Genomic DNA, 15,281 nt, shown 5'->3' on the forward strand with positions numbered 1-15,281 from the left:
CCTCAGCCCGGCGTCGTGGCCGGTGAAACCGCTTGTCTGAATTTCATTCATTGCCGCTGAGGGCAACGGTGTCCCGCATGTCGGACCGCCACCGATGCTCTCATCCGGCATTGAAGAAGCTAAACACGCTGTTCGGCGGGTGGTCAACCGTCGCAGGCCGTACCGTGCCGGGTTGCGGGGATGTAACGCACAGGTGTCCGTTGACGCCCTTCTCGGCCCCGTGCTAGACATCGTCCTGAATGACATTCAGTCATGTGCCGCCCCTGGAACATCAGGGGCTTGGGAGGTGCAGTAGTGCTCGCTCTACTCAGTGACGAGCAGCAGATGCTCAAAGATGTGGCCGCCCAGCTCGCCGGTTCCGCCGGTCCGGCGAACCCCGGCGACCTCCGTACCCTCGACCGGGACGCGGCCTGGCGGTCCCTGGCCCAGTCCGGCCTGCTGGCCCTGCGCACCAGGGACGACGGGCGTCCGGCCGGGTCAGGGGTTGAAGTCGCGGTGGTGGCCGAGGCTCTGGGCGCGGGCCTGGTCCCGGTGCCCTATCTCGGCTCGGCCGTGCTGGCCACCGAACTGCTCGCTCTGGCCGGCGCGCACGACGAGGCCGAAGCCCTCGCCGAGGGCGCGGCCCGCACCGGCGTCCTGCTCGACCGCGACCTGTCCGCGCTCGCGGTGCTGCCCGCGGACCAGACCGTGTACGGCTGGGACGTGGACGGGGCCGCCGACGCGCTGGCGCTGACCGTCGTGCCCGGCGGCCACCAGGTGGTACGTGTCTCCCTGGCGACCGGGTTCACCGCCGCGAATGGAGCCGACCTCACCCGGACGCTGCTCCGCTCCGACGGCCCGATCGACGCCGCCGCGCTCACCCCCGTCGGCGGCCCGCTGTCGGACGAGCACCTGCGGCGCTGGGAGGCCCTGGCGCTCACCGCGCTCAGCGCCGACACGGTCGGCGTCATGCGGTCCGCCGTGGACAGGGCCGTCGCCTACACCAAGGAGCGGGTGCAGTACGGCGTGCTCATCGGCTCCTTCCAGGCGGTTCAACACATGTGCGCCGAGGCGTACGTCCAGGCGGAGGCGGCGGCGAGCGCCGTGAACTACGCGGCATGGGCGGTGGACGAGCTGGACCCGGACGAGGCGCTGCTGGCCGCCCGCACGGCGAAGGCGCAGTGCGCGACCGTGGCCCGCGAGGTGACCGAGACCGTCATGCAGGTGTTCGGCGGCATCGGCCAGACCTACGAGCACATCGCGCACGTCCACACCCGGCGGGCGCTGACCAACCGCCAGGTCCTCGGCGACGAGGGCGTCCACCTGCTGCGCATCGCCGACGTCCGACTGACGGGAGAGTGACCATGGACTACCGCGACACCCCCGAGGAGGCGGAGTTCCGCGCCTCTCTGCGCGCGTGGCTGAGCGCCACCATCCCGGCCGGCTGGGACAAGATCGACGACGAGGAGGAGGCCGTCCAACTCCGCAAGGAGTGGCACCGCACCCTCTACCGGGCCGGATACATGGGCCTGAGCTGGCCGGAGGAGTACGGCGGCCGGGGCCTGAGCCCGATCTACGACGCCATACTCAACGAAGAGTGCGGCAACCTGAACTCCCCGCCGCTGCCCGCCGTCGGCTACATCGGCCGGGCCATCTTCATGTACGCGAGCGACGAGCAGAAGCGGCGTTTCCTGCCGCCGCTGCTGTCCGGCGAGACGAACTGGTGCCAGGGCTTCAGCGAGCCGGAGGCCGGGTCTGACCTGGCGTCGTTGCGGACCACCGCCAGGCTCGACGGCGACCACTACGTGGTCAACGGGCAGAAGATGTGGACCAGCGGCGGCCAGTACGCCGACTGGTGCCTGCTGCTGGCCAGGACCGATCCGGACGCCCCCAGGCACAAGGGCATCTCGGCGTTCCTGGTCTCGATGACCGAGCCCGGCGTCACGTGTCGTCCCATCGTGATCGCCAGCGGCGAGGCGGAGACCAGCGAGGTCTTCTGGGACGACGTGCGCATCCCGGTGGACCAGCGGCTCGGCGCGCCCGGCGAGGGCTGGCGGATCGCGATGACCACGGTCACCTACGAGCGCGGCCCCGCCGACATCGGCTTCATCGCGAGCTACCGGCGCACGCTGCGCAAGGTCGAGGCGCTGGCGGCCGGGCGCGGGCTGCTCGACCAGCCGGAGACCCGCAAGGCGCTGGCCCGCGCGTACGTGCGGGGTGAGGTGCTGCGGCTCAACTGCATGGAGCAGCTGTCCCTGCGTGTCTCGGGACGGCCGCCGGGCCCGGAGGGCTCCGTCGCCAAGCTGCTGTGGGCCGACGCCGAGCAGTCGTTGCAGCACCTGGCGATGGACATCCTCGGCGCCGACGAGATGACCGGCGTCGCCGACGGCTGGCTCAGCTCCTATTTCACGTCCCGCCCCGTCAGCGTGTACGGCGGGTCGTCGCAGATCCAGAAGAACATCATCGCCCGCATGCTCGACATGCCCCGCTGATCCGTCCGGCGTCCCGCCCCGGCGACGTCGGTGGCCGCATCGCTGTGATCTTCCGGTGGCCGGTGACACCAGGCCCGGCCACCCCCGACATCCCCCAGACACGGTGCCGTTTCGCGGGCACACGTGTCCTCTCCTCCTGAACATCATTCAGTCGCATCGCTCGGCTGAGGAGGCCGCTATGAGATCACGCCACATCCGTCTTTCCGCGATATCGCTCAGTGCGCTGCTCGCGCTCACCCTGTCCGCGTGCGGCGCCTCCGGGAGTGACGGCGCGTCCGGCGACGACGCGGACAAGCCCTTCATCGTCTACTTCACCGGGGACTACTCCGGGGCGGTCTCCACCAACAACGCGAGCTTGGACGCGGGCATCAAGATCGCTGCCGAGGAGTTCAACGCCGCCGGGGGGATCAACGGTCGCAAGATCGTCGTCGAGACGGCCAACGACCAGAACGACCCGACAAAGGCGGTCAGCCTGCTCCAGCAGCGGCTCTCCTCCGGGGCCAAGCCGGACCTCGTCTACCCCGGCAGCTCAAGCGCGGTCTCCCTGTCGCTGCTGCCCATCCTGAGCAGGCAGAAGATCCTGTCCGTCGGCGGCACCGTGAGCACCCTGCTCAACGACCCGGCCAAGTTCCCGTACCACTTCGGGATCTCCTCGCCCGGCAAGGACTACGCGCCCGCGCTGATCAGCGAGGCGAAGGCCAAGGGCTACCAGAAGATCGCGATGCTGTACTCCAACGACGCCACCGGGCAGAGTTCGGCCGAGATCTACAAGAAGGCCGTGGAGGGCGCGGGCATGCAGTTCGTCGAGGCCCGCTACGAGGCCACCGCGCTCGACATGACCTCCCAGCTCAACCAGCTCCGCGCGCAGGACCCCGACGCGCTCGTCCTCAACGGGTACGGCGCCGCCGCCCTGTACGTGATGCGCAGCCGCGCCCAGATCGGCTGGGACATCCCGTCGTACTGCGACCAGCTCGCCTCCGGCTTCCCGTACATGAAGAACCTGGACGCCGGACAGCTGAAGAACATCAACGTGGTCGTCTCCACCGCGACCCTGGCCTCCACCGAGCCCCACCCGGGCCTCGCCGGCTTCATCGAGAAGATCAAGAAGGGCCCGGCGGCCGATGGGATCTCCAGCACCGGCGTGGGCCTGTACACCACCGGGCACGACGCGCTCGCGCTCATCGTCTACGCGGCGCAGCAGGCCGGGGCCACCGACTCCGACAAGGTCAAGGCCGAACTGGAGAAGCTGCCCCAGCCCACCGGAGCACCCCTGTGGTACTCCGGCGGACCGGCGGGACAGTACGTGAAGTTCGCCTACACGGCGCAGGACCACTTCCCGACCGCGAGCGAGGAGACCTTCCAGTACGTCGCGCCCGGCGTGTTCGACGGCGACGGCTTCTACGCGTCCGGCAAGGCGTGAGGTCCCGATGACGACGGTCTGGGCCGGACTGGCGACCGGCGCGATCTACTCCCTGATCGCGATCGGGTACAACGTCGTGCTGCTCGCCTCCGGGACGTTCAACTTCGCCCACGCGCAACTCCTGATGGTGGGAACGTTCCTCGCCTACACGGGGGCGGTCACCTTCGGGCTGCCCGTGCTGCCGACCGTGCTGCTGGCCGCCGCCGGGGTGGCGGTCATCGCCCTCGTGGAGGAGCGGGTCGCCATCCGGCCCCTGCTCGGCCGTACCGACAGCCACGGCACGCTGATCACCACGGTCGGCGCGGCCACCGTCCTCGACGGCCTGGCCGCGGCCATCTGGGGCAGGCAGCCGCTGACCGTGCCCTCGGTCCTGCCCGACGAGCCGCTCACCCTGCTCGGCGGCACCGTACGGCCGGTGGACCTGGCGCTGATCGGATTCACCCTCGTCGTCGGCGTCGGCCTGCACCTGTGGTCGCGGCACACGCTGACCGGCCTGGCGTCCCTGGCCTCCGCCGAGGACAGGGACGCCGCCTCGGCCCGTGGCATCAACGTGCGGCTGCTCGGCGTCGGCGCGTTCGCCGTCGCCGGGGCCGTGGCCGGCGTGTTCGGGCTGCTGGTCGGGGCACGCACGTACGCCGTCTTCGACCTCGGCCACTCCCTGGCGCTGTTCGGGTTCGTGGCCATCGCGATCGGCGGCTCCGGCAGCCAGCTCGGCGGGCTGATCGGAGGTTTCGCCACCGGACTCGTCTACGCGTTCGCCGCCAGGTACATCGGCGCGGCGTACCCGCAGATCGTGGTCTTCGGGGTGTTCCTCCTCATCCTGTTCCTGCGACCGCGCGGGCTATTCGGCGCCGCGCTCGAACGGCGGGTGTAGCCATGAACGCACTCATCCACCGGTTCCGCCCGCTGGGCGTGCTTCTCCTGCTGGTCCTGCTGCTGGTCGCGCCCACCGTCGGCCTGCTCGACGGCTACTGGTCCCGTACGGTCATGCTGATCGCGATCCTCAGCCTGCTGGTCAGCGGTCTGAACGTGGTCCTCGGCTACGCCGGGGAGCTGGCCATGGGCCAGGTCGCCCTGTACGCCGTGGGCGCCTATGTCGCCGGATACCTCGGGGTCGAGTTCGGCCTGACGAACGTGCTGGTCGCCCTGGTCGCCGCCATGCTCGCCGCGGTCGTCGTCGGGCTGATCACCGGCATACCCGGGCTGCGGCTCGGCGGCTGGTCCCTGGCCATGGTGACCTTCTTCCTGGTCACACTGGTGCCGAACCTGGTGGACGTCTTCTCCGACGTCACCGGCGGCACGCTCGGCATGGCCACCGCCGTACCGACCCTGTTCGGCATCGAGATCGTCGGCGACCGGCTGTACTGGCTGGTCATCCTGGTCGTGATCGCCTGGTTCACGGTCGCCCGGAACCTGCTGCTGTCCCGGCACGGCAACATGTTCCTCGTCCTGCGGCAGAGCCCGATCCTCGCGTCGGTGCTCGGCGTCTCGGTATACCGGCTGAAACTGCTGGTCTACGTCGTCGGCGCGATCCCCGCGGCGCTGGCCGGCGCGCTGTTCTCCATGCTGGACGGGTTCATCGCGCCCGACACCTTCACCTTCGCGCTGGCGCTCAGTGTGCTCGCCGCCTCCGTCGTCGGCGGCGCGACCTCCGTGTACGGCGCCATCGCCGGTGCGGCGGTCATGCAACTCGGCCAGCAGACCTTCACCCAGTTCCAGACCTGGCAGCTCGTCATCTACGGAGCCTTCCTGCTGATCGCCGGGATCGCCTTCAACCGGGGGCTGGTCGGGCTCGCCCAGGACGGGCTGGCCGCCGCCCGCCGCAGGGGATGGCTGCCCAACCGCCCGGCCACGGCCGCCGCACCCGGTGGGGACGAACCGGTGAAGACCCCGCTGGAACCGCTGGACGGCGTGGTACTGCGCACCGAGGGACTGAGCAAGTCCTTCGGCGGCAACCGGGCGCTCGACGACGTCACCATCGAGGCCCGCCCCGGCGAGGTCACCGCGCTCATCGGCCCCAACGGGTCGGGCAAGACCACCCTGCTCAACCTGATCTGCGGCCTGTACAAGCCCTCGGGCGGCCGGTTGCTGCTCGGCGACCAGCAGATCGGCGGGCAGCCGACGTACCGGATCGCACGGTACGGCGTCGCCCGTACCTTCCAGACGCCGCTCATTCCCAAGGACATGTCCACGCTCGCCTTCGTCGCGACCGGCAGGTACATGAACCACAAGGTCGGCATCCTGCCCGCGATCCTGCGGCTGCCGGTGTTCCGCCGTGGGTACGCGGCCGACGACGAGCGGGCCATGGCACTGCTGCGGCTGGTCGGCATCGCCGACGTCGCGGGTAAGCAGGTGAACTCCCTGGCTCTCGGCACCCGGCGGCTGGTCGAGGTGGCCCGCTCGCTCGCCTCGGGGGCGCGGGTCTTCCTCTTCGACGAGGTCGGCTCCGGCCTGGACGAGAGCGACCTCGCCGTACTCGAACGGGCCATCGGCATGATCCGCGAGGCCGGTGGGACCGTGATCCTCGTCGAGCACAACTTCCCGCTGGTGCTCAAGCTGGCCGACCGGATCCACGTGCTCAGCCAGGGCAAGCTGCTCGCCTCCGGCCCCCCGGCCCATATCCAGGCCGACCGGAGGGTCCTCGCCGAGTACACCGGCGCGACCGACCTGCCCGAGGAGCCGGACGACGCGCACGCCCCCGCGACGCCGAAGGGAGCCAACTGATGTTGTCCGTCACCGGAGTCACCGGCGGATACGGCGACCTGCGCGTTCTGTGGGACGTGGAGGCGACCGTACGGCCCGGACGGATCACCGTCGTGCTCGGCCGCAACGGCGCGGGGAAGACCTCGCTGCTGTCGGCCGTCGCGGGCCTGCTGCCCACCGTGAGCGGGGGCAGGATCGAGCTGGACGGCCAGGACCTGGCCGGCGCCCCCGCGCACCGCAGGGTGCGGGCCGGGCTCGCCCTCGTCCAGGAGAACAAGCGGGTCTTCCGCGCCAGGACCGTCGAGGAGAACCTGCTCCTCGGCGGCTACACCCTCGGCGGGTTCGGCCTGCGTGGAGGCGCCCGCCGGGCGGCTCTGGAACAGGCGTACGAGCGGTTCCCCGTCCTGCGGCAGCGGCGGCGCGCCCTGGCGGGCAGCCTGTCCGGCGGCCAGCAGCAGATGCTCGCCATCGGCCAGGCGCTGATGCCGGGACCAAAACTGCTGATGCTCGACGAACCCTCCGCCGGGCTCGCCCCCTCCATCGTCAACGAGGTCCTCGCGATGGTGGCGGCGCTGCGCGACCAGGAGGGGCTGTCGATCCTCCTCGTCGAGCAGCGGATCGAGCACGCCCTGGAGATCGCCGACGACGTCGCGGTCATGGAGAACGGGCGCATCATCACCGCCGGTCCCAAGTCCGTCTTCGACGACGGCGCGGTGATCCGCGAGGTGTACCTGGGCCGGTCCGGCGAAGAGCTGACCACCGGCAATCAATGAGAGGAGTGAACGCATGCGTTTGAAGGACAGGGTCGCCGTGGTGACCGGCGCCGCGCAGGGCATCGGCCGTGCCGTCGCCGAGCTGTACGCCAGGGAGGGCGCGCGGGTCGCGGTCGTGGACGTTCAGGCCGAGGCCGCGGAGAAGGTCGCCGCGGGCATCCGCGCCTCCGGCGGCGCCGCCGTCGCCGTGGTGTGCGACGTGTCGAACCGGGCGGCGGTGAACGAGGCCGCCGCCACGGTCAGGGAGACGTACGGCCCGATCGACATCCTGGTGAACAACGCGGGGGTGACCCGCCCGGCGATGCTGCACAAGATGACCGAGGAGCAGTGGGAGACCGTGCTCGCGGTCCACCTGCACGGCTCGTTCCACTGGTTGCAGGCCGTGGTCCACGACATGATCGAACGGGAGACCGGCCGGATCATCTTCACCTCCTCCTCCACGGCGCAGAACGGCTCGATCGGCCAGATCAACTACGCCGCCGCCAAGTCCGGCATGCTCGGCATGGTCCGCACCGCCGCCCGTGAACTGGGCCGTTACAACATCCTGGTCAACGCGGTCGCCCCGGCGGCGGCGACCGAGATGACGCTCAAGGTGCGCACCGACCCGCGCTTCGCCGACGCGGTCAAGCGGCTGCCGCTGCGCCGCCACGCCGACCCTGAGGAGATCGCGCCGACCTTCGTCTACCTGGCCTGCGCCGAGTCCGGCTACATGACGGGCCAGGTCCTCTCGGTGGACGGCGGCGGAATGATGGTGCGTTGACGGTGACGGCAAGCCTGCGGGGCCCGCTCGGCGGAGCACGGGTGGTGACCTCCGCCCCGCGCAACGGTGGGCCGTACGTGACGACGCCGCCGGCCGAGCTCGGCGCGGACGTCGTCGCGGTCGAACGGCCGCGCACTCGCGACGGTGCCCGTGCCCAATACCCCGAACCCGAACCAGGCCCGCCCCCCGAGCCGGGCGCGCACACCGCTTCGCTCCTTCGTGAGCCGGACGACCCGTCACCCCACCCCGAGGAGGTACAGCCATGACCCCGACCCAGGACCGGCCGGCGCTCGACCGGCTGCTCTCGCCCCGCTCGATCGCGATGGTCGGCGCGTCGAACAGCCCGGCCCGCATCGGCGGCACCGTGTTCGGCAACCTGCTGCGGAACTTCCCCGGCGAGGTGTACCCGGTGCACCCCAAGGACGAGGTCGTCCAGGGCCGTGCCGCCTACCGCAGCGTGCGCGACCTGCCGGAGGCCGTGGACATGGCGGTGATCGCGGTGCCCGCCCCGGCCGTCGTGGACGTCGTCGCCGAGTGCGCGGCCCGCGGCGTCGGCGGCGCGACCGTCATCACCTCCGGCTTCGCCGAGGCGGGGCCGGAGGGCCGCGCGCTCCAGGACCGGCTCACCGCCGTGGCCCGCGAGACCGGCATCCGCGTCGTCGGCCCCAACTGCATCGGCTACATGAACACGCACGGCGGCGTGATGGCCAACTTCATGCTCACCCCGGACCAGCCGATGCCGGAGGCGGGCCCGGTGGCGCTCGTCTCGCAGAGCGGCGGCTTCGGGTCGTACATCACCAACAAGGCCGTGCTCGCCGGGCTGCGGCTCGGCTGGTTCGTCTCCACCGGCAACGAGGCCGACGTGAACGTGGCCGCCGTGCTGCGCCACCTGGTGGAACGGCCCGAGGTCGGGGTGCTGCTCTCGTTCGTCGAGACGCTGCGCGACCCCGAGGTGTTCGTGGACACCGCCCGCCGCGCCGCGGAACTGGACAAGCCGCTGGTGTTGCTCAAGGCGGGCCGCTCGGAGGAGGCCGCGCGGGCCGCGATGAGCCACACCGCCTCCATCGTCGGCTCCGCCCAGGTGCTCGACGCGGTCTGCCGCCAGTACGGCGTGTACATCGCCTCCACCATGGAGGAGCTGCTCGACCTCGGCACCATCTTCCAGGACGGCCGCCGGGCCGGCGGTGACCGGGTGATCGTCATGACCTCCTCCGGCGGCGCGGGTGTCCTGCTCGCCGACGAGGCCGGGCAGGCCGGGCTGGCGGTGCCGGAACTCCCGCAGGACGAGCAGGCCGCCCTCGCCGCGGACATGCCCGTGCCGTTCTACGGCAGCACGGCCAACCCGGTGGACACCACCGCGCAGACCACCGCCATGCCCGACGCGTACCGGAAGGTGCTCGACGCGGTCGCGGCCAGCCCGTCCGCCGACATGCTGGCCGCCGTCACCTGGGCGGGCCCCGGACCGGCCAACGACGCGATCGTCGAGATGTACCGGACCACCACCAAGCCGGTCGCCATCCTGTCCACCGCCTGGTCCCCGCAGTTCCAGCAGGCCGGGGTGCCGACCTTCACCGACCCGCGCCGCGCCATGGTCGCCCTCGCCGCGCTGGCCGGGCAGTCGGCCCGCGGCCCGCTGCCGCCCGACCCCGCCGCGTTCACCGCCGACGCCGGCCGCGTACGACGGGCCCGCGAGCTGATCGCCGAGGCCGGGCGGGAGACCACGCTGCTGGAGTCCACCGGCAAGCGCATCCTCGCGATGTACGGCGTCCCGGTCACCCGCGAGGAACTGGTCACCGGTGAGGACGCGGCGGTCGAGGCGGCCGAGCGGATCGGCGGTCCCGTCGCGATCAAGGTGATGTCCTATCAACTGCCGCACAAGTCCGACGCCGGGGCGATCCGGCTCGGCCTGCGCGGCCCGGACGCCGTACGCGCCGGATACCGGGAGATGCTCGCCGAGGTCGCGCGCCGGGAGCCCGGCGCGGTCGCCGAGGGCGTGCTCGTGCAGCAGATGGCCCCCGCCCGGCTCGAACTGACCTGCGGAGTGCAGCGCGACCCGGTCTTCGGGCCCATGGTCGCGATCGGGCTCGGCGGAGTCCTGGTCGAGGTGCTGAGCGAGGCCGTGCTGCTGCGTCCCCCGTTCGACGTGGACACGGCGCTCGCCGCGCTGGGCGATCTGCTCGGCGGGCGGCTGATCACCGGGCGGCGCGGCCTGTCGGAAGAGGAGCAGCGGGCCGCCGCCCAGGTCATGACCGGGCTCGGCGCTCTGGCGCTGGAGCTGGACGAGGTCGCCGAGGTCGACGTCAACCCGCTGCGCGTCGCCGACGGCGTCGTGCTCGCGGCCGACGCGCTGATCGTGGTGAACCATGACTGACCGCAGCCATCTCGTCGGGCACACCTACACGCCGTACACGTTCCCGGTGGAACACGGCAAGGTGCGCGAGTTCGCCCAGGCCGTCAAGGACGAGGACCCGGTCTATCGCGACGTCGTGGCGGCCCGGGACGCCGGATACCGGCACCTCCCCGCGCCGCCGACCTTCTCCGCCGTCACCTCGCACTGGGCGGTGCGGGACGCGGACGTGCTCCGGCTCGATCTGCGCCGGGTGCTGGCCGGCGGCGCGGAGTGGGAGTACATGAGCGAGATCGTCGCCGGTGACGTGCTCACCGTGCGGTCGCACATCGCCGAGGTGCGGAAGAAGACCGGAAGCCGCGGCCCGATGACCCTGATCATCACCGAGTACGACTTCGTCAACCAACACGAGGAGACCGTGATGCGGCTGCGCAGCACGGTGATCGAAATGGGGGAGCAGTGACAGAGCCGGACACCGCGCCGGTGACGGTCGCCGGGCCGGTGCCGGCGGCCCCGGAGCGCCGGATCGGGCCGCTGACCCGCACCGACTTCGTGAGGTACGCCGGAGCGGGCGGAGACTTCAACCCGATCCACCACGACGAGACCTTCGCCCGATCCGCCGGATATCCGGCCGTCTTCGGGCACGGGCTGCTCACCGCCGGGATCCTCGGCGGCTATGTGGCTTCGTGGCTCGGACGGCGCAACCTGCGCCGGTTCAACGTCCGCTATGTCGGCCAGGTCTGGCCGGGCGACACCCTCGTCCTCAGCGGCGAGGTGCTGCGGACCGGGACGGGTCCGGACGGCTCGGTCGAGGTCGAGGTCGGCTTGGCCGTCCACAGCGAGGCCGACGGGCGCGAGCCACGGCTGGTGTTGCGCGGCGGGGCCACCGCCGCCTACCCGGCCCCCGGGAGCGAGATATGACCCAGTCCGCGCCGCATCGCGAGTACACCGACCGGGTCGCCACCGGGAGCCTGCCGTACCAGAGCTGCGACGGATGCCTGTCCGCCGTCTTCCCGCCCCGGGTGATCTGCCCGTTCTGCGGGGCCACCGACCTGAGCTGGCGGGAGAGCGCCGGACTCGGCACGGTCTACTCGGCCAGCGTCATCGCGCCCCGCGACGCCGAGCCCTACTCCGTCGTCCTGGTCGATCTCGACGAGAGATTCCGGATCATGAGCACCGTCGTGGACCTCCCCGCGCGGGACGTGCGGATCGGGATGCGGGTCCGCGCCGGCGTCGACCCCGACGGGCCGACCGGCCCCCGGGTCGTATTCACGCCCGAGGAACGGGAGGCCGCGTCATGACTCTGCCCGACCTGCGGGGTTCGACCGCGATCGTGGGGGTCGCCGAGTCCGATCTGGGCGAGGTGGGACCCGACAGGTACGCCATCGAACTGGCCGCCCAGGCCGCCGGAGCCGCGCTCGCCGAGGCGGGACTGACCACCCGCGACGTGGACGGGCTGTTCTGCGCCATCGCCGGGCGCGGGATGGCGCCGCTCGACGTGGCCGAATACCTCGGCATCCGGCCCCGATACACCGACGGCACGATGGTCGGCGGCAGCTCCTTCATCTCCCATCTGCACCACGCCGCGCTGGCCATCACCACCGGGGCCTGCGACGTCGCCCTGATCACGTACGGCAGCACCGCCCGCTCCGACAGCGGACACGGCAGGCTCGCCATGGGCCCGCCCGAGCTGCCGTCGTACGAGGCCGCCTACCGGCCACGCCCGCCGATTACCGGGTACGCGCTGGCCGCCGCCCGGCACATGCACCGGTACGGCACCACCCGTACCCACCTGGCCGAGGTCGCCGTCGCCGCCCGGCAGTGGGCCGCGCTCAACCCGAAGGCGTTCGCCCGCGACCCGCTGACCGTGGAGGACGTGCTGGCCGCCCGCATGGTGTCCAGCCCGCTGAGCACCCTGGACTGCTGCCTGGTCACCGACGGCGGCGGCGCGGTCGTGGTCACCAGCGCGGAACGAGCCCGCGACCTGCCCAGACCGCCCGTCTACCTGCTGGGCGCGGGCGAGGCGCACTGGCACCGCGCGATCTCCCAGATGCCCGACCTGACCGTCACCGCCGCAACCGAGTCCTCCGCCCGCGCCTACCGGATGGCCGGGATCGGGCCGCGGGACGTGAACCTGGTGCAGCTCTACGACGCCTTCACCATCAACACCATCCTGTTCCTCGAAGACCTCGGCTTCTGCGCGAAGGGCGAGGGCGGCGACTTCGTCTCCGGCGGCCGGATCGCGCCCGGCGGCGATCTGCCGGTCAACACCAACGGCGGCGGCCTGTCGTACTGCCATCCCGGGATGTACGGCATCTTCCCCCTCATCGAGGCGACCCGGCAGATCCGCGGCGAGGCGGGCGACCGGCAGCAGCCCGGCGTGACGATCGCGCTCGCCCACGGCAACGGCGGCCAGCTGTCCAGCCAGGTCACCGCCGTCCTCGGAGGAGGGGACAGCCTGTGAGCCCCGTACTCACCGAACACGACGGCCCGGTGCTGACCGTCACGCTGAACCGGCCGCAGGTGCTCAACGCCCTGGACGCCGCCACCCTGCACGCGCTCGCCGACGCCTGGCAGGAGGCGGCGGACCCCGAGGTCAGGGCCGTCGTCGTCACCGGCGCCGGCCGGGGCTTCTGCGCCGGGGCCGACCTGCGCGCACCGGCCGACCCGTCCCCGCCCGGCGGGCTGCGCCGCGCCTATCACCCGCACGTGCTGGCGATGGCCGCGCTGGACAAACCCGTGATCGCCGCGGTGAACGGCCCCGCCGCAGGAGCCGGCCTGTCCCTCGCCGCCGCCGCCGACGTGCGGATCGCCGCCGACACGGCCAGATTCGTCCCGGCCTTCGCCGCGATCGGGCTGGTGCCCGACGCCGGGGGCGCGTACTTCCTGCCCCGGCTGCTCGGCTACGCCCGTACGTACGAGTGGCTGGCCACCGGTCGCCCGCTCGAGGCCGAGGAGGCCCTGCGCTGGGGGCTGGTGTCGCAGGTCGTTCCGGGGCACGACCTGCTCGCCACCGCCCTCGACCTGGCCCACCGGATGGCCGCCGTACCGGGGGCCGCGCTCGGGCTCACCAAACGACTGCTCGACTACGGCCTGACCCACGGCCTGGCCGACCTGCTGAACGAGGAGGAGCGGCTCCAGGCTCGCGCCGTGGCCGACCCCGCCAGGCAGCGAGCCCGCGCCGAGACGGTCGGCCGCCTTTCCCGCGAAAAGGAGAACCGATGAGCGACTACACGACTTTGCTGGTGGACGTGGACGACGACGGGCTCGCCACCATCTCGCTGAACCGCCCCGACCGGCTGAACGCCATCGGCGGCGGACTGGAACGGGAGCTGGCCCAGGTGCTCAGAGACGTCGCCGCCCGCCGGGACGTGCGGGCCGTCCTGCTGCGCGGCGAGGGACGTGCGTTCTGCGTCGGCGGCGACGTCAAGGAGATGGCCGTACGCGCGGAGGGCGAGGAGGGACCCAGCGCCGGACAGCAGGTCTACCAGCTCCTGCACGGCCGCGACATCCTGGAGACCATCCTGTCCGTGCCGCAGCCGATCGTGGCCGCCGTCCACGGGTACGCGATGGGGCTGGGCGCGACGATCGCGCTGTTCTGCGACGTCGTGATCGCCGCCGAGGACGCGCGGTTCGCCGACACCCACGTCGCGGTCGGCCTGGTCGCCGGGGACGGCGGGGCCGTCGCCTGGCCGCTGGCCATGCCGCTCGGCGCGGCCAAGTACTACCTGATGACCGGCGACCGGCTCGACGGCGCGGAGGCCGCCCGGCTCGGGCTCGCCCTGCGGGCCGTACCCGCTGAGGACCTGCGGGCCGAGGCGACCGCCGTCGCCCGCAGGCTGGCCGCCGCCGCACCGCTCGCGGTGCAGGGAACCAAGGCCACGGTCAACAAGATCGTGCGCGAGCGGATGAATCTGGTACTCGACTTCGGGCTGGCCCTGGAGGGCGGCACGTTCGTCAGCGACGACCACAAGGAGGCCGCCGCCGCGTTCGTGGCGAAGCGCGCCCCCGTCTTCCGGGGCCGGTGACGCCGATGAACATCGTGGTCTGCGTCAAATACGTCCCCGACTTGGCCGCCCAGCCCCGGTTCACCGCCGACCACCGGGTGGACCGGGCGGGTGGACAGCTCTCCGAACTCGACGAGTACGCGGTCGAACAGGCGTTGCGTGTCGCCGACACCGTGCCGGGCACACACGTCACCCACCTGACCGTCGGTCCGCCCCCCGCTGCCGAGGCGCTGCGCCGCGCACTGGCCATGGGCGGCGACGCCGCCGTCCACGTCAGCGACGCCGGCATCGCCGGATCCGACGCGCCCGCGACCGCGCTGATCCTGGCCGCCGCGTTGCGCCGCCTCACCCCCGACCTCGTCCTGTGCGCGATGGCCTCCACCGACGGCGGCACGTCACTGGTCCCGGCCATGCTGGCCGAGCACCTGGAGTGGCCCCAGCTCACCTTCGCCGCCGAGATGACGCTCGACCAGGGCGGCACCGTACAGATCAGGCGGGAGGCCACAGGGGAGGTGCGGCACCTCGCGGCGGAACTGCCCGCCGTCGTGTCGGTGACCGACCGGATCGGCGACCCGCGCTACCCGTCCTTCAAGGGGATCATGGCGGCCAAGAAGAAACCCCTGGACACCTGGACCCTCGCCGACCTCGGCGTGCCCGCCGACCGGGTCGGCCCGGCCGCCCGCACGGTCGTGGACGGGATCACCGCCAGGCCGCCCCGGGCCGCCGGGACGATCGTGCCCGCCGAAGGCGAAGGAGGACGGCGGCTCGCCGACTTCCTGTCCACGCAGAAGTTCATCTGA

General features: G+C 72.0%; 16 protein-coding genes. All 16 read left to right on the plus strand.

Annotation, left to right across the window (positions count from 1 at the left end; translation table 11 throughout):
- Nucleotides 1–294 precede the first annotated feature (294 nt).
- The 16 genes from AWQ68_RS35740 (at nucleotide 295) to AWQ68_RS35810 (ending at nucleotide 15,281) form a co-directional block, all read left to right on the plus strand.
- The gene (locus AWQ68_RS35740) at nucleotides 295–1,341 is read left to right on the plus strand and encodes an acyl-CoA dehydrogenase family protein (protein ID WP_169809052.1); all 1,047 of its coding nucleotides are present in this window, start codon (nucleotides 295–297) and stop codon (nucleotides 1,339–1,341) included.
- 2 nt (nucleotides 1,342–1,343) lie between these two features.
- Nucleotides 1,344–2,471, plus strand: a complete 1,128-nt coding sequence (locus AWQ68_RS35745) for an acyl-CoA dehydrogenase family protein (protein WP_066949718.1) — start codon at nucleotides 1,344–1,346, stop codon at nucleotides 2,469–2,471.
- A gap of 178 nt (nucleotides 2,472–2,649) precedes the next feature.
- Nucleotides 2,650–3,891 carry an ABC transporter substrate-binding protein gene (locus tag AWQ68_RS35750; RefSeq protein ID WP_066949720.1) on the plus strand — a complete coding sequence of 414 codons (1,242 nt, stop codon included), beginning with the start codon at nucleotides 2,650–2,652 and terminating at the stop codon, nucleotides 3,889–3,891.
- Nucleotides 3,892–3,898: 7 nt separating this feature from the next.
- The gene (locus AWQ68_RS35755) at nucleotides 3,899–4,765 is read left to right on the plus strand and encodes a branched-chain amino acid ABC transporter permease (RefSeq protein WP_066949722.1); all 867 of its coding nucleotides are present in this window, start codon (nucleotides 3,899–3,901) and stop codon (nucleotides 4,763–4,765) included.
- A gap of 2 nt (nucleotides 4,766–4,767) precedes the next feature.
- On the plus strand, nucleotides 4,768–6,615 hold the full coding sequence (locus tag AWQ68_RS35760) for a branched-chain amino acid ABC transporter ATP-binding protein/permease (protein ID WP_066949725.1): 1,848 nt from the start codon (nucleotides 4,768–4,770) through the stop codon (nucleotides 6,613–6,615).
- The gene (locus AWQ68_RS35765; RefSeq protein WP_066949729.1) at nucleotides 6,615–7,367 is read left to right on the plus strand and encodes an ABC transporter ATP-binding protein; all 753 of its coding nucleotides are present in this window, start codon (nucleotides 6,615–6,617) and stop codon (nucleotides 7,365–7,367) included. The genes AWQ68_RS35760 and AWQ68_RS35765 overlap by 1 nt, the downstream gene beginning before the upstream one ends.
- A 13-nt stretch (nucleotides 7,368–7,380) precedes the next feature.
- Nucleotides 7,381–8,127, plus strand: coding sequence for an SDR family NAD(P)-dependent oxidoreductase (locus AWQ68_RS35770; protein ID WP_066949732.1), 747 nt, complete (start codon nucleotides 7,381–7,383; stop codon nucleotides 8,125–8,127).
- On the plus strand, nucleotides 8,124–8,393 hold the full coding sequence (locus tag AWQ68_RS43130; RefSeq protein ID WP_157546271.1) for a CoA transferase: 270 nt from the start codon (nucleotides 8,124–8,126) through the stop codon (nucleotides 8,391–8,393). The genes AWQ68_RS35770 and AWQ68_RS43130 overlap by 4 nt, the downstream gene beginning before the upstream one ends.
- Complete coding sequence (locus AWQ68_RS35775) at nucleotides 8,390–10,498, plus strand: acetate--CoA ligase family protein (RefSeq protein WP_066949734.1); 2,109 nt, start codon at nucleotides 8,390–8,392, stop codon at nucleotides 10,496–10,498. The genes AWQ68_RS43130 and AWQ68_RS35775 overlap by 4 nt, the downstream gene beginning before the upstream one ends.
- A complete protein-coding gene (locus tag AWQ68_RS35780) occupies nucleotides 10,491–10,937 on the plus strand; it encodes an FAS1-like dehydratase domain-containing protein (protein WP_066949737.1) in 447 nt (148 codons plus the stop codon). Before AWQ68_RS35775 ends, AWQ68_RS35780 begins: the two co-directional genes overlap by 8 nt.
- Nucleotides 10,934–11,395, plus strand: coding sequence for a MaoC/PaaZ C-terminal domain-containing protein (locus AWQ68_RS35785; RefSeq protein ID WP_218007184.1), 462 nt, complete (start codon nucleotides 10,934–10,936; stop codon nucleotides 11,393–11,395). Before AWQ68_RS35780 ends, AWQ68_RS35785 begins: the two co-directional genes overlap by 4 nt.
- Complete coding sequence (locus tag AWQ68_RS35790) at nucleotides 11,392–11,775, plus strand: Zn-ribbon domain-containing OB-fold protein (RefSeq protein ID WP_066949740.1); 384 nt, start codon at nucleotides 11,392–11,394, stop codon at nucleotides 11,773–11,775. Before AWQ68_RS35785 ends, AWQ68_RS35790 begins: the two co-directional genes overlap by 4 nt.
- On the plus strand, nucleotides 11,772–12,938 hold the full coding sequence (locus AWQ68_RS35795; RefSeq protein WP_066949742.1) for an acetyl-CoA acetyltransferase: 1,167 nt from the start codon (nucleotides 11,772–11,774) through the stop codon (nucleotides 12,936–12,938). Before AWQ68_RS35790 ends, AWQ68_RS35795 begins: the two co-directional genes overlap by 4 nt.
- A complete protein-coding gene (locus AWQ68_RS35800; protein WP_066949745.1) occupies nucleotides 12,935–13,699 on the plus strand; it encodes an enoyl-CoA hydratase/isomerase family protein in 765 nt (254 codons plus the stop codon). Before AWQ68_RS35795 ends, AWQ68_RS35800 begins: the two co-directional genes overlap by 4 nt.
- Nucleotides 13,696–14,502 carry an enoyl-CoA hydratase/isomerase family protein gene (locus tag AWQ68_RS35805; RefSeq protein ID WP_066949748.1) on the plus strand — a complete coding sequence of 269 codons (807 nt, stop codon included), beginning with the start codon at nucleotides 13,696–13,698 and terminating at the stop codon, nucleotides 14,500–14,502. Before AWQ68_RS35800 ends, AWQ68_RS35805 begins: the two co-directional genes overlap by 4 nt.
- Nucleotides 14,503–14,507: 5 nt before the next feature.
- Complete coding sequence (locus tag AWQ68_RS35810; protein ID WP_066949751.1) at nucleotides 14,508–15,281, plus strand: electron transfer flavoprotein subunit beta/FixA family protein; 774 nt, start codon at nucleotides 14,508–14,510, stop codon at nucleotides 15,279–15,281.

It is taken from the genome of Microtetraspora fusca (genome assembly GCF_001570365.1).
In the GTDB taxonomy this organism is placed as follows: domain Bacteria; phylum Actinomycetota; class Actinomycetes; order Streptosporangiales; family Streptosporangiaceae; genus Microtetraspora; species Microtetraspora fusca.